The organism is Acinetobacter sp. ANC_7504, assembly GCF_056779995.1.
Genome location: NZ_JBWYIZ010000004.1, coordinates 18932 through 37971 on the forward strand (window position 1 = coordinate 18932; position 19040 = coordinate 37971).

The 19040-nt window shown below is 38.6% G+C and carries 18 protein-coding genes; 10 read left to right on the forward strand and 8 right to left on the reverse strand.

The features are described from left to right. The first annotated feature begins 334 nt into the window (after window positions 1-334). A complete protein-coding gene (gene ahpC, locus AC1M9F_RS06345; protein WP_035270191.1) occupies window positions 335-898 on the forward strand; it encodes an alkyl hydroperoxide reductase subunit C in 564 nt (187 codons plus the stop codon). Window positions 899-974: 76 nt separating this feature from the next. Here ahpC and AC1M9F_RS06350 read toward each other — a convergent pair whose 3' ends face one another. Further along, window positions 975-1559 carry an O-methyltransferase gene (locus AC1M9F_RS06350; RefSeq protein ID WP_180028998.1) on the reverse strand — a complete coding sequence of 195 codons (585 nt, stop codon included), beginning with the start codon at window positions 1557-1559 and terminating at the stop codon, window positions 975-977. 65 nt (window positions 1560-1624) lie between these two features. Next, window positions 1625-1846, reverse strand: a complete 222-nt coding sequence (locus AC1M9F_RS06355; RefSeq protein ID WP_035270203.1) for a DUF1653 domain-containing protein — start codon at window positions 1844-1846, stop codon at window positions 1625-1627. Window positions 1847-2082: 236 nt separating this feature from the next. Here AC1M9F_RS06355 and ahpF point away from each other — a divergent pair, with 236 nt between their 5' ends. From ahpF to AC1M9F_RS06375, 4 genes are all read left to right on the forward strand, one after another. Next, complete coding sequence (gene ahpF, locus AC1M9F_RS06360) at window positions 2083-3648, forward strand: alkyl hydroperoxide reductase subunit F (RefSeq protein WP_481597340.1); 1566 nt, start codon at window positions 2083-2085, stop codon at window positions 3646-3648. 174 nt (window positions 3649-3822) lie between these two features. Further along, entirely contained in the window at window positions 3823-4167 is a 345-nt protein-coding gene (locus tag AC1M9F_RS06365) for a hypothetical protein (protein ID WP_481597341.1), read from the forward strand. A gap of 149 nt (window positions 4168-4316) precedes the next feature. Further along, complete coding sequence (locus AC1M9F_RS06370; RefSeq protein ID WP_180028406.1) at window positions 4317-5018, forward strand: VIT1/CCC1 transporter family protein; 702 nt, start codon at window positions 4317-4319, stop codon at window positions 5016-5018. A 131-nt stretch (window positions 5019-5149) separates the two neighbouring features. Beyond that, a complete protein-coding gene (locus tag AC1M9F_RS06375; protein WP_481597342.1) occupies window positions 5150-6361 on the forward strand; it encodes a YeeE/YedE family protein in 1212 nt (403 codons plus the stop codon). Window positions 6362-6616: 255 nt separating this feature from the next. Here AC1M9F_RS06375 and AC1M9F_RS06380 read toward each other — a convergent pair whose 3' ends face one another. The 3 genes from AC1M9F_RS06380 to AC1M9F_RS06390 form a co-directional block, all read right to left on the reverse strand. After that, window positions 6617-7915 carry a dicarboxylate/amino acid:cation symporter gene (locus tag AC1M9F_RS06380; protein ID WP_481597343.1) on the reverse strand — a complete coding sequence of 433 codons (1299 nt, stop codon included), beginning with the start codon at window positions 7913-7915 and terminating at the stop codon, window positions 6617-6619. A gap of 535 nt (window positions 7916-8450) precedes the next feature. Next, a complete protein-coding gene (locus AC1M9F_RS06385) occupies window positions 8451-9230 on the reverse strand; it encodes a TIGR03915 family putative DNA repair protein (RefSeq protein WP_481597344.1) in 780 nt (259 codons plus the stop codon). Beyond that, window positions 9231-10490 (reverse strand): putative DNA modification/repair radical SAM protein, encoded by a 1260-nt coding sequence (locus AC1M9F_RS06390; RefSeq protein WP_180028409.1) that lies wholly within the window; start codon window positions 10488-10490, stop codon window positions 9231-9233. A 178-nt stretch (window positions 10491-10668) separates the two neighbouring features. Between AC1M9F_RS06390 and AC1M9F_RS06395 the strand changes: the two genes are divergently transcribed. Together AC1M9F_RS06395 and AC1M9F_RS06400 are read left to right on the forward strand one after the other, a co-directional pair. Then, complete coding sequence (locus tag AC1M9F_RS06395; RefSeq protein ID WP_481597345.1) at window positions 10669-11718, forward strand: NAD(P)H-dependent flavin oxidoreductase; 1050 nt, start codon at window positions 10669-10671, stop codon at window positions 11716-11718. A gap of 73 nt (window positions 11719-11791) precedes the next feature. Further along, the gene (locus AC1M9F_RS06400; RefSeq protein ID WP_481597346.1) at window positions 11792-11992 is read left to right on the forward strand and encodes a hypothetical protein; all 201 of its coding nucleotides are present in this window, start codon (window positions 11792-11794) and stop codon (window positions 11990-11992) included. Window positions 11993-12037: 45 nt separating this feature from the next. On the opposite strand, the gene dusB is transcribed toward AC1M9F_RS06400, so the two are convergent. Next, complete coding sequence (dusB, locus tag AC1M9F_RS06405; protein WP_180028412.1) at window positions 12038-13084, reverse strand: tRNA dihydrouridine synthase DusB; 1047 nt, start codon at window positions 13082-13084, stop codon at window positions 12038-12040. A 282-nt stretch (window positions 13085-13366) separates the two neighbouring features. On the opposite strand from dusB, the gene AC1M9F_RS06410 reads away from it, so the two are divergent. Together AC1M9F_RS06410 and AC1M9F_RS06415 are read left to right on the forward strand one after the other, a co-directional pair. Then, a complete protein-coding gene (locus tag AC1M9F_RS06410) occupies window positions 13367-14572 on the forward strand; it encodes a DUF1615 domain-containing protein (RefSeq protein ID WP_481597347.1) in 1206 nt (401 codons plus the stop codon). Beyond that, a complete protein-coding gene (locus tag AC1M9F_RS06415) occupies window positions 14539-15186 on the forward strand; it encodes an HAD-IB family hydrolase (protein ID WP_481597348.1) in 648 nt (215 codons plus the stop codon). The genes AC1M9F_RS06410 and AC1M9F_RS06415 overlap by 34 nt, the downstream gene beginning before the upstream one ends. 22 nt (window positions 15187-15208) lie before the next feature. On the opposite strand, the gene proB is transcribed toward AC1M9F_RS06415, so the two are convergent. Both proB and cgtA read right to left on the reverse strand, forming a co-directional pair. Further along, window positions 15209-16342, reverse strand: a complete 1134-nt coding sequence (gene proB / locus AC1M9F_RS06420; RefSeq protein ID WP_035265485.1) for a glutamate 5-kinase — start codon at window positions 16340-16342, stop codon at window positions 15209-15211. Between the two features lie 28 nt (window positions 16343-16370). Next, a complete protein-coding gene (gene cgtA / locus AC1M9F_RS06425; RefSeq protein ID WP_092767039.1) occupies window positions 16371-17582 on the reverse strand; it encodes an Obg family GTPase CgtA in 1212 nt (403 codons plus the stop codon). A gap of 257 nt (window positions 17583-17839) precedes the next feature. Between cgtA and AC1M9F_RS06430 the strand changes: the two genes are divergently transcribed. After that, entirely contained in the window at window positions 17840-19021 is a 1182-nt protein-coding gene (locus AC1M9F_RS06430) for an MFS transporter (RefSeq protein ID WP_481597349.1), read from the forward strand. Window positions 19022-19040: the final 19 nt, after the last annotated feature.

Consider the following 19040-nt stretch of genomic DNA (forward strand, 5'->3'; position numbering starts at 1 on the left):
TTATGTGACAATTCATACAATTTTTGAAATTTTCATGTAGCTTTTTATATTTTTGAAAAACTAAATCCAAAATAATGATGATTTTTTTAATATTTACCCTTGAATTTTCACTTCAGTGTCTTCATGTTGGTAGGCATGTGAAATTTTCTCATCCTGTCACGAATACATCATTTTGATGTGTTACAAGGAAGACAGATGACAAACTTAAATGGCAATCAATTTACATAATTCGGTTTTTCCGATTTTTGTAATGTAAAAATACCATTTCAGCACAGAACGAAAGTTCGATACTCTAATTGAAAATTAAAGACTAACCTCAATCATGGAGACAATGATGAGCTTAATTAATACTGAAGTTAAACCATTCGCAGCTACAGCTTACCACAACGGTCAATTCGTAGACGTGACTGAAGCTGATCTTAAAGGCAAATGGTCTGTAGTATTTTTCTACCCTGCTGACTTCACTTTCGTTTGCCCAACTGAACTTGGTGACCTTGCTGACAACTACGCTGAATTCCAAAAATTAGGCGTGGAAATCTACGGTGTTTCTACTGACACTCACTTCACTCACAAAGCTTGGCACGACACTTCTGACGTAATTGGTAAAATCCAATATCCATTAATCGGCGATCCAACTTGGACTCTTTCTAAAAACTTCGAAGTTCTAATCGAATCTGCTGGTCTTGCTGACCGTGGTACTTTCGTAATCGACCCAGAAGGTAAAATCCAAATCGTTGAAATCAACGCTGGTGGTATCGGTCGTGATGCTCAAGAACTTCTTCGTAAAGTTAAAGCAGCTCAATACGTTCACGCTCACCCAGGCGAAGTTTGCCCTGCTAAATGGAAAGAAGGCGATGCAACTCTTGCTCCTTCAATCGATCTAGTTGGTAAAATCTAATTCATTAGATAGCACTAAAAAAACCACGCTTTGCGTGGTTTTTTTAGTGTTCAATCCATCAAATTCTCAATCACCATCAATTCCGCGTAATCATCAATAATCCACACCCAATATTCAGCGTCATCGTGCAAAAATCAGGATCAGCCTTAACATCCTTTAAAAAACTTTGTATTTCAGCAGCATGGGAAATCACTTTATCTACAAGTATTACGCCATGTTCAGGATGTAGTACCTTTTTTAAATATTGCCAATAATCAGGATATGCATGTCGATTCGCATCTAAGATAATTAAGTCATACACATCGCCTTCATTAATTAATAAATCAATTGCATCACTGCTGATAAAATCAATAAGGTGATCTAAACTAAACTGTTTGGCGTACTGAGTCGCAAGTGCTGTTCTTTTTGAGTTTATATCAACCGTCGTCACTCGACCCTGATGATCCGAAACCGACTCCGCCATCCATAATGTTAAATATCCTGTCGAAGTTCCTATTTCAAGAATTCGTTTAGAGGTCTGGATCTTAATAAGCATCGAAATATAATGAGCAGATTCTGGTTTTATATTTCGATATCTCAGATCGCGATCAGTTTGATATGCATCATGTTGAATTAACTGCTGATATAAACTTTGCATTTGACTTAGAAATTCAGCATTCATGACATATTCTCATTGAATCGATTTCTATAAACTAATCAAAGATAAAGTCTTTACTATGACAATCATCATAATTTTTGAATCAATTTAAAACGTTCAATTTCACGATCATCATCCTCTAGATAAATGCTTTCTGTAAACATCGCTAATGGCCTTACCCATATTGAATAATCTCCATAAAGGCATTGATAGACCACAAGCTTTTCTTGAGTTTCACTATGCGTCGCTACATGAAGGACTTGATAAAGTTGTCCTTTATAGTGCTTATAAATGCCTCTCTCTAAGGTCATAATTGGTCCTCGCTCATATCTATTAAAATAATTTTAATGTAAATATCTGAATTCAAATTGCTTTTATACTTGAAAATTCAAGTTTTAACTCAATACTTTCATACATCTACACCAAAGACTTTGATAAAATTTATTTTTCCGATTGAATTTATAAAAACAAACTGTTTTATCTATTCAATCAATTGTCTTAGTATACCTGTATCGAATGAATTATTACTCCTTTGGAGACGTTAGCAATGTTAGATCAAAATACTTCAGCTCAATTAAAAACGCTTTTAGAACGCCTTGAAGGTCCAATCGAATTGGTTGCGACTTTAAATGATTCAGACAAATCTGCAAAAATCAAAGAACTTGTGGAAGAAGTGGCTGCACTTTCTCCATTCGTCACAGCTCGTTTTGATGGTCAAAATAAACGTGCGCCGAGCTTTGGTATTGCAAAAGCAGGTGAAGAACCGCGTGTCTTCTTCGCAGGCTTACCGATGGGTCATGAGTTCACTTCTTTGATTTTGGCATTGCTACAAACTTCTGGTTATGCACCAAAAGTTTCTGACGAAGTATTGGCATCCATCAAAGCTTTAGAAATCAAATCTGACTTTGATGTATTCGTATCTTTAAGCTGTCATAACTGTCCAGATGTGGTTCAAGCACTTAACTTGATCGCAATCTACAACCCTGGCACAACAGCAACCATGATTGATGGTGCATTCTTCCAAGACGAAGTTGAAGAACGCAAAATCATGGCTGTCCCTATGGTGTTCCAAGACAACGAACATATTGGTCAAGGTCGTATGACATTGGAAGAAATTGTTGCGAAGCTCGATACTAATTCTGCTGCGAAAGATGCTGAAAAGCTCAATGCCAAAGATGCATTTGACGTGCTTGTGATCGGTGGTGGTCCTGCAGGCAACACTTCTGCAATCTATGCCGCTCGTAAAGGTATCCGTACGGGGATCGTTGCTGAGCGCATGGGTGGTCAGGTCATGGACACCATGGATATTGAAAACTTTACATCAGTGCAAAAGACGCAAGGTCCTAAGTTTGCAGCTGAAATGGAAGCACATGTTCGTGAATACGGTGTCGACATCATGAACCTACAACGTGTGTCTGACATCAAAGGTGCAGATGAAACTGCCAACGGTTTAGTTGAAGTGACTTTAGAGAATGGTGCAAAACTTGAATCGAAAACGGTCATCCTGTCTACAGGTGCTCGTTGGAGAGAAATGAATGTACCAGGTGAGCAAGAATACAAAACCCGTGGTGTTGCGTACTGCCCACACTGTGATGGCCCATTGTTCAAAGGTAAACGTGTGGCTGTGATCGGTGGTGGTAACTCTGGTGTTGAAGCGGCAATTGACCTTGCGGGTATTGTTGAGCATGTCACTTTAGTTGAGTTTGATACCAAACTACGTGCTGACCAAGTTCTTCAAGATAAATTGAACAGCTTATCTAACACGACTGTCATCAAAAATGCGTTGTCTACAGAAGTTGTGGGTGATGGCAAACAAGTCACTGCACTGAAATACAAAGACCGTGCGACGGATGAAGAACACACTGTCGAATTGGCGGGGATCTTCGTACAAATCGGTTTGTTACCTAACACGGATTTCTTAAAAGAAACTCAAGTTGAGTTAACCAACCGTGGTGAGATTGTGATTAACGATCGCAACGAAACCAATGTAAAAGGTGTATTTGCAGCAGGTGACTGTACAACAGTACCTTATAAACAAATCATCATTGCCACTGGTGAAGGCGCGAAAGCATCACTGTCAGCGTTTGATTACATCATTCGTTCTGGACAGTAATTTCAGCCTTAATATACCGCATTAAAGTGTAGCCCTGAGAAAACTCTTTCTCGGGGCGTTTTTATAAGCCAATATTATCTTTACAATTTTTGAATAAAACTTTATTTAAAATCTGCTTATATTGTTCTCATCCATGCTACTTGGATAATCATTGAATTAAAAAAGGAAGATAAAATGAATAAGATTCTTGTTGCTTTAGGTCTTGCTGCTACAGTTGTTTTGGTTGGGTGTAATAAGGATAAAGCTCCTGAAACTGGCGCGACAACTGGTGAACATTTAGAAAATGCCGCTGAACAAGCAGGTGCAGATATTCAGAATGCGACTGAAGATGCAGCTCAATCAACTGCAACTGCAGTCGACAATGCTGCTGATGCGACAGCGCAAGCTGCAGATAATGCTGCTGCACATGCTGAAAATGCTGCGCACAACGCTTCAGAAGCGGCTAAAGAAGCAACTGCTAATGCAGCAGCAGCTGTAGAAGAAGGTGCAGCGAATGTAAAAGAAAAAGCTCAACAATAATTTGAGTTCTACCAATTAAAGCCTCTTTAGAGGCTTTAATTTTTTCTCTAACAGAGCAATTTTACAGCCCCAAGATACGAATCAAGCCTATACTGTATGAATAACAACTCTTTTTTGAATAACATTTTCAGATAATAAGACAAAATCCTATGAGCTATTCACATCATACAGAACCACATTATATACATCGCACAGGTTGGTTAAGAGCTGCTGTTCTTGGTGCCAACGACGGTATAATTTCAGTCACTAGTTTAATCATGGGGATGGCAGCAAGTGGCGCGAATCAACATACCCTTTTAATCACTTGTATTGCTGGTTTGATTGCAGGCGCAACGTCCATGGCAGCTGGTGAATATATTTCGGTAAAATCTCAGTCTGATATTGAAGAAGCTGATCTAAAGTTTGAAGCAAGTGAGTTAGCACGCAATCCACAAATCGAACTGAAAGAATTAACGCATATTTATGTACAAAGAGGATTATCACCCGAACTTGCTCATCAAGTTGCTATACAACTGAGCGAGCATGATGCGTTAGCTGCACATGCACGCGATGAAATTGGTATTCATGAAAATACAACAGCTCAACCTTTTCAAGCCGCTTGGTCTTCTGCCACCGCCTTTTCAATAGGTGCAGCTTGCCCTATGATCGCTATACTGATCAGTCCTCCTGCATATCTAGAATACAGTGTTGCCTTTTTTTGCATTTTAGCGTTATTTATTCTAGGGGCTTTATCTGGATATTTTGCTGGAACGTCTAAAGTAAAATCTGCATTGCGAATTACGCTTTGGGGAATCGCAGCGATGGCATTTTCAAGTTGGATTGGCTCACTGTTTAATGTACATGTCGGCTAACATATAAGAATTACAAATATATAAAATCAATATTACTCAGCAGCATTTAATGCATAAATGCAGTGTAGGACTATCAACCCACAATCAATCAATTAAAATACTGATGTGTTTTATCAGCTTTTCTTATCTTCATGTCCATTATTGCAGCTCAATCTGACCGATCACACTCATCGGTCTGGATCGCTATTGTTTTATTGATTGTAGGCACCCTTGGTGCTTATCAAATTGTGGGAATTAATCAAGCCCTGTTATTCCTTATTGGTGGTGCGTTTGGTATGACGCTCTACCATGCATCATTTGGTTTTACATCGAGCTGGCGCGTTTTTATTAAAGAACGCAAAGGTCGTGGTTTACGTGCACAAATGATTATGCTCGCACTAGCAGTGCTGCTCTTCTTCCCAGCTTTAGGTGCAGGTGAATTATTTGGTCAACCAGTTAAAGGCAACGTCAATCCCGTATCGATGTCCGTGATGATTGGTGCATTTATTTTCGGAATTGGCATGCAACTGGGTGGTGGTTGCGCATCTGGGACACTCTATACAGTCGGTGGTGGTAGCTCACGTATGCTGATCACTCTATTCTTTTTCTGTTTAGGCTCACTGATCGCTACTTCACATATTGAATGGTGGTTTGCACTGCCACACTTAGCCCCTATTTCAGTAGTACAAAGCTTTGGTGTTATTCCAGCGCTAATACTCAATTTCGTGCTATTTGGTTTGATCGCATTAGCAACAGTCTACTTCGAGAAAAAACGCCACGGTCAGCTTGAACAAGAACCTGTTGCAGCACATCAAGGCTGGAAACGTTTCTTAAAGGGACCATGGCCTTTAATTTGGGGTGGTATTATTCTCACCCTGCTTAATTTCGCCACGCTTGCATTGGCTGGTCGCCCATGGGGTGTCACATCTGCACTCGCAGTATGGGCAGCGAAAGGTGCAACATTAGTCGGAATTGATGTAACAGCTTGGGACTATTGGCAACAACCTGGAAATGCTAAAGCTTTAGCAAATTCGTTGTGGTTTGATATCACCTCTATGATGAATTTTGGCATCATACTCGGCGCTTTACTTGCAGCAGGTCTCGCTGGAAAATTTGCACCGAATCTCAATATCCCTAAACGCTCAATTCTAGCAGCTGTCATTGGGGGGATCATGTTGGGTTATGGCGCTCGATTAGCATACGGTTGTAACATCGGTGCTTATTTCAGCGGCATTGCATCAGGCAGTCTACATGGGTGGTTATGGCTGATTTTCGCTTTTATTGGTAATGGTATAGGTGTGAAACTTCGTCCACTATTTTTCCCGAATGAAAAGCCTCAGCCTGAAAAAATTACAGGTTGCTAATCAGCAAATATCGATATTTGAGAACGCCTAATTTCAATTGGGCGTTTTTATCTTTCTATAGTGCAATTACAACCACTTAATAGAATAAGAAAAAGAAAGGAGTATTAAATTTCAGCCGATTGAAATCAGCTAAGTCACCAAAGTTTGTTCTTATAATAAGTCTTTATGTGCTTACTTTGAGTTTGTTAAATGCTGCATCATCTATATAAAAACCCATCCTAAGATGGGCTTAAGATTTAGATATTAAAAGTGAAGTCAAGCCTCTACTTTCTTTTTCAAAGTTGCATCTAATTGTTCTTTATCTAATGCATTATCCCAACGTGCTACAACGATTGCTGCACAAGCATTGCCAACAAGATTAGTTAATGCGCGGCATTCAGACATGAAACGATCGATACCTAAAATAAGTGCCATCCCTGCAACAGGTAATGCTGGAACGACGGATAATGTAGCTGCCAGAGTAATAAAGCCCGCACCCGTTACACCTGCAGCCCCTTTTGAACTAATCATCGCAACCAACAAAATTGTGATCTGTTCCCAAATGGTCAAATCGATATTACAGGCTTGAGCAATAAAAAGAGCAGCCATCGTCATATAGATATTTGTACCATCTAAATTAAATGAATATCCAGTTGGAATGACCAAACCAACGACCGACTTTTCACAACCCGCTTTTTCCATTTTATTCATCAGCGTTGGCAGTGCAGCTTCAGAAGAGCTCGTGCCTAATACTAACCATAATTCATCTTTGATATAGCGGATGAGATCAATGATAGAAAATCCATTGTATCGTGCAACTGCTCCCAGAATAAGCAGAACAAATAAAAGTGAAGTAATATAGAACGTTACGATTAATAATAGTAAATTTCCAATACTCGAAATACCGAAAGCACCAATCGTATACGCCATCGCACCAAATGCACCAATTGGAGCTAGTTTCATCAACATACCGACAAGGTAAAATACCGGAGCGGTCAGTGTCGTTAAGAAGTCTGTAACTGGTTTCCCTTTTTCACCCACCGCTGCAAGCGCTAAACCAAATAGAACAGCAACAAATAAAACCTGAAGAATCTCACCACCCGCCAAAGGACTGATTAAAGTCTTTGGTATGATATTCATGAAGAAGTCAACAATAGAGGCATCCTGAGCTTTTTCAACATAAGTTGAAACTTTGTCACCTTCTAAAGCAGCAGGATCGATATTAAGACCTTTACCCGGCTGAATAAGATTGGCAACAATCATGCCCACAATCAGCGCAAGCGTAGAGAAAGTTAAAAAGTAAGCCATTGCTTTACCCGTCACTCGCCCCACTGCGCCCATATTCGTCATACCAGCAATACCCGTGACCACAGTCAAGAAAATAACGGGTGCAATGATCATTTTGACGATTTTAATAAAAGCATCGCCAAGAGGTTTTAAACTTGCCCCCAACTCCGGCATAAAATGTCCAAGTGTGACACCCGCAATAATTGCAAAGATGACTTGAACATATAAAATTTGATAAAACTTTTGCTTCTTAGGTGGTTGAGATTGCTCATCAACGTGAATATCCATGGAAGACCCTTCTAATTCAAAAAAGTGAATCCATTGTTAAATGCAATAAATTTCACACTCAAAAATGAATTGCGCGTTAAATAATTTCAAAGGTCGAAATTCTAGTGACATTCACTTTTTGAATGAAAAAGTCGGGCTTAACTATTAGTCTAAGAAAAAAAGATCTATAGAGTTCAATTGGGCTGAGATGACTAAATATGAATCGTCATAAAAATTAACTCATATAAAATTAAGTTTTGATATTTTTAGAAAAAAAATGAAAATTAAAAATTCATAAGTTAATTTTGAATATTAAAAATACAAATAATTTTATTTTATGACCCAATATATACCTATAAAGTATAATTAAATTTCAATGCAATCTAAGAACAATATATATAAATATATAATTCAATATCTTATGTAAATAACCCTTAAAGAAATATAATCAAAAAATATTAATCATTTTAGTAGTATAAATTTAAAACACTCTTACAAAATTGTTTTTATTATATTTTATCAAATAAATTCAATAACTTATTTTTAAAAAATCGTACTAAACCTGCTTTTCATTCATATATCTCCAATACCTTTTAGGTACGTATTGAACATGCAACTTAGGATTATCACGTGCCACTATATTTACACTCTTAAAATAATCCTTCCAAAGTTGATCATATAGCTCTTCTTGATCATCGAGTTCAATCATGAATGATTGACTAGAACCTATATGGATATTTTGATCAATTTCGGCTGCATTCAAATTAACTTGATGGACTTGCTTCAAATCATAGTAAATTCCGTAGCGTCGCTTTTCATCATAAATTAACCAACGCTGGTCTTGATAACGTGCTTTGAAATGCTTAGAGATTAAAGGCAGAACATTAAAATCTGGTCTTACTAATGATAAAAATAAACCATCCTTACACTTTTTAAAGCGAACAAATGCCTCCATTCGGTGCTTTTCACGACCAACTTGTTTAGCCCATTGTGCAAGCGCTAAAACATCACGATGACCGAAATTTTTTTCAACGGCATATTGGTGCTTAAAGATATAAATGGAATAATCAAATAGATGTTGATATGCCACTTCCTGCTCAGACAAAAAAGTAAAATACCAATTACGCAAACTTGAAGCAGAAATTTTAGATTTTAAACCTTGCCAGACTCGTTCAGCTTGCTTTTCTTCACTGTAAACTCGGACTGACTCATCAAATAAATTCTGGTGAGCGTTTCCTTCAGTTTGAACTTTTACGTCGAACTCTTTGAATTGAAAAGCTCTAAAAACACAGCACAGCAACCCAGTCATGGTACCATCAAAAACATAAACAGCCATTTAAAACCCAAATCCTAGTTGAGGTGACAGTTGTTTCACATATTTTGATTGCCCACTTTGTAAAATTTGCTGGCGGATCTGATGAGCGTGCTGTTCTCTTTTAAACTTAGGTGTATCAGCACATCGAATAAAATGTTGAGCACGATTATAAGCAACGCCTAAGCGCTTTAACTGATCGATATGAATTTTTCCAAAACGGCGAGCCTGTACAATTTTCTTAGCAGATCTCACACCAATGCCAGGAACACGTAAAATCATTTTATATTCAGCAGTATTAATATCCACTGGAAACTGCTCTGGATGTCTTAAAGCCCAACCTAATTTAGGATCAACCTCTAAATCTAAATTGGGATGTGCTTCATCCACAATTTCGTTGGCTTCAAATCCATAAAAACGCATTAACCAATCTGATTGATATAAGCGATTTTCTCGCAATAACGGCGGTGCAGAACCTACAGCAGGTAAAGCAGACTCTTCTGGATTGATAGGTATATATCCTGAGTAATACACCCGTTTTAATTTAAAATCTTTATAGTGCTTGTCAGCCATCAAGATTACATCACGATCTGTTTCGTGATGCGCACCGACCACCATTTGTGTTGTCTGACCAGCAGGCACAAATTTAGGAACCGACTTGATTAGTTTTCTCTCATCTTTCAATTCAATCAAACGGTCTCTCACAATACCTAAATCTTTCTGTACTTCTGCATGCGACTTTTCAGGTGCAAATTTCACCAAGCCTTCTTCTGTCGGCATTTCTAAGTTAATGCTCATCCGATCGACATACAGTCCAGCCTCATGAATAATTTCTTGCGAAGCGCCCGGAATAGTTTTGAGATGAATGTACCCATTAAAATTTTCTTCCAGTCTTAATTTTTTTACGACTTGAAGCATTCTCTCCATGGTGTAATCCGCGGATTTAAAAATTCCTGAACTTAAAAATAACCCTTCTATATAGTTTCGACGATAAAAATTAATGGTCAGATCTACCACTTCTTGGACGGTAAATGCTGCTCGCTTTACGTCATTTGAACGGCGAGAGACACAATACGCACAATCATAAATACAGACATTTGAGAATAAAATTTTTAATAATGAAACACAGCGACCATCTTCGGTATAACTATGGCAAATTCCGGAACCTGTATTACCAAGACCTTTATCTTTGTTCTTGCGGTTACTACCACTTGAGGAACAAGACACATCATATTTGGCAGCATCAGCTAAAATCTGTAATTTTTCACGGATACGATCAGACATATATGTAAGGGGAAACAATGAGATTTCGAATATTATAATTGTTTATTTATTCTACTAAATGTCGCTGATCATTCATGCGACACAGTTTGACGCTTTGCATTTTCGCACTAAATAATGAATATAATTTGATTCTCCGATCATGATTGTGCAAAGTGAAATTAAATCATGGAGCTTGATTATGTCTTTACTCGAACAATTATCCATTCAGCATCCCATTTTTTTGGCGCCAATGGCTGGGGTATCCACACCAGAACTGGCAGCTGAAGTATCCAATCAAGGTGGTTTAGGGTCTCTTGGTTTAGGTGCTGCCAGTATCGAAAGTGCTCGACAACAAATTTTTGCAACTCAAAAATTAACAGATTTACCCTTTCAGGTGAATTTCTTTTGCCACAAACCAACTGAACTTGATTCTGAACGGAATCTAAATTGGATAAATTATCTAAAACCCCACTTTGATAACTTCAATACTGAACCACCCAAAGAATTAAAATGTATTTACCCCAGTTTTTTAGATAATGATGATTTTTTAGATTTAGTCTTAGAAACTCGACCTAAGGCGGTGAGTTTTCACTTTGGGATACCTCATGCACATCAAATAGCTGCCCTCAAAGAGGCTGGTATTATTACGATGGTATCAGCAACGAACTTAGCGGAAGCTAGAGCAATTGAAGACGCTGGGATTGATATCATCATTGCACAAGGTATTGAAGCGGGAGGACACCGTGGTATTTTTAATGAGCATTTTGACAGTGCAATCAAAACAGCAGATTTAATAAAATTACTTGTTCCTACCTGCAAGATACCTGTCGTAGCAGCTGGTGGAATCATGAATGGCTTTCAAGCTAAATATATGATGAATCTCGGAGCTTCAGCCGTACAACTCGGTACTGCATTTGTACAATGCAAGAGTTCAGCTGCAAATGCAGCTTATCGTAATGCATTATTAAGTAAGCCTTTAACTCAAATTACATCAAGCATCTCTGGGCGACCAGCGAGAGGGATAATCAACAGTTGGTCAACTCTCGTAGATTTACCTCAGCGTGAGTTAGTTGCTCCCTACCCTTATGCATATGATTTAGGTAAACAACTAAATGCAGCAGCATTAACCAACAAAGATGAAAGTTTTGGTGCATTCTGGGCAGGAAGTAATGTAAATCAAATCAGAGTTTTAGAAGCACCTGATTTAATCAATCAAATCATATTAGAAATTGATCAATATGATGCTTAAATAATCGATAAAACCCATACCGAGCTGAAGTTTTTTTATTTACAATGAATTGTTAAATTATGTAGCGAAAAGTATGGGTTTTGTATTATTAGCACTTGTGGCGATTGGATTTGGAATAGACAGCTATTCACATGCTCAAGATAAATATCAGTACACTCAACATAATATTGAGCAGCTAGATACTCAAAATTTAAATCAAGATCAATTACATTCTTCTGAAGAGAAAAAATCGGATTCTGAAATAAATTTACAACCTCTTGAATCTCAACAGTAGAATGTATGAATAACTTATCTGAGTTGAGTGCTGACATATAGAAACTCAACCTGATTTTAATAAATCCACAGATTCCACTTGAACATCACTCATAATTTGCCCTTCTGACAAAAGTAAATCGAAATAATTGGCTACGACCTTGGCTTGTTCCGCTGTACTTTCTACTTTGTACATATTCTGACGAAATTCATTACTTGAGTGGAGACCTTTGGTGTACCACGCGATATGTTTACGTGCAATGCGACAGCCTGAATACTCACCGTAAAATTCATATAGCTCATTCAGATGACCCAATAGAACTTCTTTTACTTCAGCAATCGATGGCGCTGCAAGTGGCTGTCCCGTTTTTAAATAATGAGCAATTTCTCTAAAAATCCATGGACGACCTTGTGCTGCTCGACCAATCATCACGGCATCAGCACCAGTATGATCTAATACATACTTGGCTTTTTCTGGGCTATCAATATCTCCGTTTGCAATGACTGGAATAGAGATATTTTGCTTCACTTCTTTAATTAGATCATAACGTGCAGTATTTAAATACATATCTTCCCGTGTACGACCATGCAATGCTAAAGCTGCAATACCCGCTTGTTCTGCGCGCTTCGACACACGCATAATATTTTCATGTCCGTTTAAAAATCCTAAGCGCGTTTTAAGTGTTACAGGGACATCTACTGCCTCCACCACCGCATCTAAAATTCTGGCTACCAAGTCTTCATCTTGTAAGAGTGCAGAGCCTGCTAATTTATTGCACACCTTTTTCGCTGGGCAGCCCATATTGATGTCAACGATTTGAGCACCATTTGACACTTGATATCGTGCAGCTTCAGCTAAATCCCGTGGGTCTGATCCTGCTATTTGTGCTGAAATTGGAGCAATTTCACCATCAAAGTTGGCTCGGTAGAGACTTTTCTTGCTCATACGCAGCGTTTTGTCAGAAGTCATCATTTCACTAACTGCATGTCCTGCACCAAAATATTTACACAATGTTCTAAATGGTCGATCCGTTACACCTGCCATGGGTGCTACAAAAACAGGAGTTGTTTTTTCGCGATCAAATAAATCACGGATCACAGGATGTTGAGACATGAATAATACCAATGATGATGAAACAGTTTCAGAATGCTTAACTTTTTAAATCTGCACTCATTGAGAGATTGAAATTAGATACAAGCATTAAATTATATAACGTTTGAAACTAAAAATATGTTTTATCTCATTTTGCTTGAATGTTAATGGATGAACTTAAGCTCAACACTTAGATTTATATTTGAAGCATGCTGCCATTATCTTGTATACATATAAGTTCTCACAAATCGTGAATGAAATAGTATACTTCGCTAGAATCTTTATCCCTGATACTTTGCATTTATGAAAAATAGCTTTCGCTCTAATGTAATTTTTAAAGCCTGTAGTGTTGCTACATTAAGTTTATTCATGAGTGCTTGTGGTGACTCATCATGGTGGAACACACAAGATAAAACGATTGATGCAGAACAAATCTCAAAACTCATTCCTGGCCGCGTTAATAATCGTGGTTCATGGGCCGAGGATATTTATAAAATAACCGAGCAACTCGGTATACCCCAAACGAAAGAAAATGTGTGTACCATTATTGCTGTAGTCGATCAAGAATCTAATTTTGTTGCAGATCCCCATGTACCCGGACTAGGTGCCAAAGCAGTTAAAGAAATTGAAGATCGTTTAGATGAAAAATTTAAAGATAAATTAGGAGATAGTATCGGAGGCACCGTTGCGGGGTATTTCCAAGAAGTCTTAAAAAATCAACCAACACCTGAAGACAATTATCTAAAACAAATGCGAAAAGTCTCCACCGAACGAGAATTAGATGAATTGTATCGTGAGATTTTTGCTCACATGGCAAAACACTACCATGTCAGTGCACTCACTGGTGCAGCTAAACTCGTTGGTCAAGATATTGGTGAAAAACTAAATCCCATTACCACTTTAGGCTCTATGCAAGTTCATATTAGCTATGCAAAAGATCATAAGCGCCAAGGTGGAAGTATCGCAGATCTAAGATCAGACCTTTATAGTCAATATGGCGGACTCTATTATGGTATTCACCGCCTGATGATGTATCCAGCAGATTATGATCAACCCATATATCGCTTTGCAGACTACAATTCAGGCATGTATTCAAGTCGTAACGCCGCTTTCCAAAGCATGCTCAATGAATTAACAGCAGCGGAGTTAACGCTTGATGGAGACTTATTACTGTACAATAAAAATAGCAATCCAAAAGCTGAAAAGAGTCAATCTGAACAAGAACTTATCAATGTATTTGCCGCAAATAATGTATTTATTACACCTCGTCAAATTCGAGCTGATTTAAAGAACGAAAAAGAGAAAAAGTTTGAAGATACGCAAACCTATAAAGCTGTGACTGAGCTTTACGAAAAGAAAATTGGAAAAGAAAAATTTTATGCCATTATGCCTGAAGTGGTTATTTCAGGTCCTAAGCTTAGTCGCGACTACAATACCAACTGGTTTGCTACGCGAGTTAACGGTCGATATCAAACATGTATGCAGAAAGCAAAAAGAATCAAAACCTAGCATTATTTGATTTTGATGGAACATTATGTGATAAAGATAGTTTTACTAGCTTTATCTTTTACGCCTTATCAAAACGACATATTGTTAAGCAAGGACTAAAAACCTTGCCTTGGATTCAAGCCTATTTTTTAAATATTTACCCCGCGCACGCAATGCGCCCTAAGCTATTCAAGGCAATGTTTACTGGATTTTCTAGGTCTGATGCAGATCCGATTGCACTTGAATACGCCCATTCATTACAACAACACTTAAACTCACCCATTTATGAACAATTAATCAAGCATCAACTCCGTGGTGACCGCATTGCGATTGTCTCTGCATCCATTGATATTTATTTAAAACCCATTTCTCAGATTTTAAATGTAGATTTGATTTGTACTGAAACTGAAGTGCTCAATCAGTTTTATACGGGTCATTATTCTTCTCGTGATTGTAGTGGCGAAGAAAAAAGACAGCGCATACTCAAGCAATATGATGTAGACCAATTTCAATCAATTTATGCTTATGGAAATTCTTATGAGGATCAAGCGATGTTAGATATGGCTGATTATCCTTATATGGTCGGATCATCTCATCAATTACCCGATCTTGTCCCACAAAAAAAGCTCGCCTAAGCGAGCTTTTTTTAATAAGAAATTAATAGATCGCCATATGATTGCGATGGATCATTTCTAATGAACGTGCTTCACCTAGAACTTGGTGTACCTTATCTGATGGTAAGCCTTTGACAATTTCAGCGCTACGTGAACTAAAGTTGACACGACCAACTGCGACGCGATGCCGTTGCTGATCCACACACTCCACCACATCACCACGCTCGAAATGCCCTTCAACTGCTTTCACACCTACAGGCAATAAACTCCGATGATTTTCTTTGATTGCTTTCACAGCACCATCATCAATCACCAATCGCCCTGCAGTTTGCAAATGCGCAGCTAACCATTGTTGGTGAGCAGTTATTCGATCATTATCAGTGATAAACAACGTACCCAGCATCTCACCCGACATTAATCGAGTTAACACATGATTACTGTCTCCACTGGCAATCAGTGTAGGACATCCTGATTTCGCGGCTAAACGTGCAGCACGCACTTTGGTCAGCATTCCACCTCGACCAAACTTACCACCACCACCTGCCATATCAAACAAACTTTCATCTAATGCACGAACTGTATGGAACAACTTCGCATTAGGATTTGAACGCGGGTCTGAATCAAACATCCCCTCTTGATCTGTCAATATAATCAGCAAGTCAGCATGAACTTGGCCTGCAACCATTGCAGCTAAAGTATCATTGTCTCCGAATCGAATCTCATCAGTAGATACAGTGTCATTTTCATTAATCACTGGAATCACTTTCCAATCGATTAAATGTTGTAAAGCATCACAAGAATTCAAATAACGGCGACGGTCAGCCAAGTCATCGTGAGTCAATAAAACTTGGGCAGATTGAATATTGTGATTCAACAATACACTTGACCAAGTTTGTATGAGCCCCATTTGACCAATGGCAGCACAAGCTTGAAGACTGGGTAGATCCGTGGGTCGATTCTCAAGTTTCATTCGAACCATACCTTCAGCCACAGCACCGGAAGACACGAGAATAATCTCATGCCCTGCATTGTGTAGATCTGCAATTTGCCCCGCCCAATGCGAGATTGCATCTATATCTAAACCTTTTCCGTTTGCTGTGAGTAAAGATGATCCGATTTTAACAACGATTCTTTTGCAACCCTTGAGCTGACGTTGCCCATCTACCACTTCTATCATCTTGTCCTCTGTCTCTTATATAAAGAGATTAACGTACGTAGTACACTTCCATTTCGCCATCATCTTCATCATCGTCAAAATCGTCATCCTCTTGACTGGCAAGACGTTGTTTACGACGCATTTCACGATAAGCCTCTTTAGCGGCAATGGTTTGTTCACGTGTTTCAGCTTCAAGCTGATCACGGAATGCTTGCATTTCTGCTGCATACTCTGGATCTTCAACTTCGCGTTCGCGCTGTTGTTCAATTTGATCCATTAAATAATAAACGACTTCTTTGGTTCCCTCAGACATCAAGCCTGAAGTCTTAAATACTGGACCCTCCCATTTCAACTCTTCAAGGATGTGATTGCACCACTCATCTCTTGAGTCTTCAGGCAACTGATCTACTTTATTTAAAACCAACACCACTGGGAGTTTTGACAATGTTGGAGAGAACTTTAAAAGTTCATTTAAAATTGCCTTAGCATTATAAGCTGGATCTGATCCATCAATTGGCTGTACATCCACGATATGTAGAAGAATACGAGTACGCGCCAAATGTTTTAAGAAGCGAATACCAAGACCTGCACCTTCTGCAGCACCTTCGATCAAACCTGGAATATCAGCCATTACAAATGAACGGTGACGATCTGCATCTACAACACCAAGATTAGGTACCATAGTTGTAAATGGGTAATCTGCTACTTTTGGTTTTGCTGCAGAGACAGCACGAATAAATGTTGATTTGCCCGCATTTGGCATACCTAATAAGCCAACATCTGCCAAAACTTTCAGCTCTAGGCGAATTTCGCGGAACTCACCTTTGTTACCATGTGTACATTTACGTGGAGCACGGTTCGTTGATGACTTAAAGTGAGTGTTACCTAAACCACCGTCACCACCTTGAGCAACAAGAACACGTTGACCATTTTCAATTAAATCACCAATGATGTCGCCAGACTCAGTATCTACAATTGTTGTTCCTACTGGAACATATAGTGTTACGGATTCACCACCGCGACCTGCACAGTTTGCGCCAGCACCATTTTTACCACGTTCAGCACGAAATCTACGGGTATAACGATAATCTACAAGCGTACTGGTGTTGTCATCAGCTTGAATATATACGCTGCCACCACGACCACCATCACCACCATCTGGACCACCAAATGGTACGAATTTTTCACGGCGAAAACTGGCTACGCCATTGCCACCGTCGCCAGCCTCTACGGTAATGACTGCTTCATCAACAAAGCGCATAATGCCAATCCTCTAAAAACTTTAAAACCGCCTATTCTGCCATATTTTAAAGTATTTCTCGACTATATTTATGCTGGTTGAGAATAAGTTAGCGACTTTTTTCATAAATTGAGTCTTTAATATTTTGGTGTATCACTGCATTAAATTTGATTTATTCATTACTCATTGTTTTATCAAATAACATCATTGGTTTTATTTATTTCTGAAACCACAAAATAATGCCTATAGTGCATTAAATTGCACTCTAAGATTTTGACATGGATCGCTCTGCTACCCCTTTATCCTCACAATTCGTGCTTATTATGGCTTTGGCCTGTGGTGTCTGTGCAGGTTCAGCCTATTTCAATCAACCACTGATTTATTCAATCGAAAGAAGTTTAGAAATTTCGACCAGCCAAGCTGGATTTACCGTGGTTATCGCTCAAGTGGGTTATATGCTCGGACTCATGCTTTTGGTACCCCTTGGAGATTTTTTTAATAAACGAAAACTCATTGTGAGTTTAATGATATTTGCGGCAATTTCGCAGATCCTTTTGTCTTTCAGCTCAGATATTAGCACTTTATATATCTTTACCCTTTGTGCAACATTTGGAGCCATATCAGCACAAGTATTAATTCCATTTGCTTCTTCCATTAGCCCACCGGAATTAAGCTCGGCAGTTGTAGGTAAACTCATGAGCGGATTGGTCATGGGGATTATTTTATCTAGGACATTTGCCGGCTTTGTTTCAACTTATTGGTCTTGGGAAGGCGTTTATTTCAGTAGTGGTATTTTGACTTTATGTTTTGCATGTTTAATGTGGAAAAAACTCCCCAACACTCAACCTGCTTCGCATTTACAAGTGTTCGATATTTACAAATCACTTTGGAGCATCGCGAAGCATAATCCGCATCTCATACGCCGTGCCTGCGCGGGTGCCCTAGGATTTGGCATTCTCTCAATGGTGTTTACATCGATGACTTTTGTTTTAGGGAGTGCCCCATATCAATTTACTGATTTTCAAATTGGTCTATTTGGTCTGTTAGGTATTATCGGAATTTATTCCTCGAGTTGGTCTGGTAAAACAGTTGGCAAAGGGAAAGAAGAATTTGTCGCTCAATTATGTATCACCTTGATGCTGTTCTCTTGTATTCCATTATATTTCGCGCAACAGAACATCTTCATTTATGCACTTGGCGTATTGATGAGCTATTTTGGTCTCACTGCATTTCATGTTTTGAATCAAAATCTAGTCTATCGTATTGATGGTCAAGCACGCTCACGAATTAATGCTGTATATATGACCATTTACTTTTCAGGCGCTGCATTAGGTTCATTAGGTGCTGTCTATGCTTGGGAACATTATGCATGGATTGGTTGCGTTGCTTTGGGACTGTTTTTCTCAATTTTAATTTTATGTATTGATCGTTATGATTTTAAGATCATGAAAACCATATAAACATCTCGCTCAGTACACA

Excerpts from the sequence above, each read along its gene's own strand:
- ahpC (WP_035270191.1), top strand. The coding sequence starts at position 335 with ATGAGCTTAATTAATACTGAAGTTAAACCATTCGCAGCTACAGCTTAC.
- AC1M9F_RS06350 (WP_180028998.1), bottom strand. The coding sequence starts at position 1,559 with ATGAATGCTGAATTTCTAAGTCAAATGCAAAGTTTATATCAGCAGTTA.
- AC1M9F_RS06355 (WP_035270203.1), bottom strand. The coding sequence starts at position 1,846 with ATGACCTTAGAGAGAGGCATTTATAAGCACTATAAAGGACAACTTTAT.
- ahpF (WP_481597340.1), top strand. The coding sequence starts at position 2,083 with ATGTTAGATCAAAATACTTCAGCTCAATTAAAAACGCTTTTAGAACGC.
- AC1M9F_RS06365 (WP_481597341.1), top strand. The coding sequence starts at position 3,823 with ATGAATAAGATTCTTGTTGCTTTAGGTCTTGCTGCTACAGTTGTTTTG.
- AC1M9F_RS06370 (WP_180028406.1), top strand. The coding sequence starts at position 4,317 with ATGAGCTATTCACATCATACAGAACCACATTATATACATCGCACAGGT.
- AC1M9F_RS06375 (WP_481597342.1), top strand. The coding sequence starts at position 5,150 with ATGTCCATTATTGCAGCTCAATCTGACCGATCACACTCATCGGTCTGG.
- AC1M9F_RS06380 (WP_481597343.1), bottom strand. The coding sequence starts at position 7,915 with ATGGATATTCACGTTGATGAGCAATCTCAACCACCTAAGAAGCAAAAG.
- AC1M9F_RS06385 (WP_481597344.1), bottom strand. The coding sequence starts at position 9,230 with ATGGCTGTTTATGTTTTTGATGGTACCATGACTGGGTTGCTGTGCTGT.
- AC1M9F_RS06390 (WP_180028409.1), bottom strand. The coding sequence starts at position 10,490 with ATGTCTGATCGTATCCGTGAAAAATTACAGATTTTAGCTGATGCTGCC.
- AC1M9F_RS06395 (WP_481597345.1), top strand. The coding sequence starts at position 10,669 with ATGTCTTTACTCGAACAATTATCCATTCAGCATCCCATTTTTTTGGCG.
- AC1M9F_RS06400 (WP_481597346.1), top strand. The coding sequence starts at position 11,792 with ATGGGTTTTGTATTATTAGCACTTGTGGCGATTGGATTTGGAATAGAC.
- dusB (WP_180028412.1), bottom strand. The coding sequence starts at position 13,084 with ATGTCTCAACATCCTGTGATCCGTGATTTATTTGATCGCGAAAAAACA.
- AC1M9F_RS06410 (WP_481597347.1), top strand. The coding sequence starts at position 13,367 with ATGAAAAATAGCTTTCGCTCTAATGTAATTTTTAAAGCCTGTAGTGTT.
- AC1M9F_RS06415 (WP_481597348.1), top strand. The coding sequence starts at position 14,539 with ATGTATGCAGAAAGCAAAAAGAATCAAAACCTAGCATTATTTGATTTT.
- proB (WP_035265485.1), bottom strand. The coding sequence starts at position 16,342 with ATGATAGAAGTGGTAGATGGGCAACGTCAGCTCAAGGGTTGCAAAAGA.
- cgtA (WP_092767039.1), bottom strand. The coding sequence starts at position 17,582 with ATGCGCTTTGTTGATGAAGCAGTCATTACCGTAGAGGCTGGCGACGGT.
- AC1M9F_RS06430 (WP_481597349.1), top strand. The coding sequence starts at position 17,840 with ATGGATCGCTCTGCTACCCCTTTATCCTCACAATTCGTGCTTATTATG.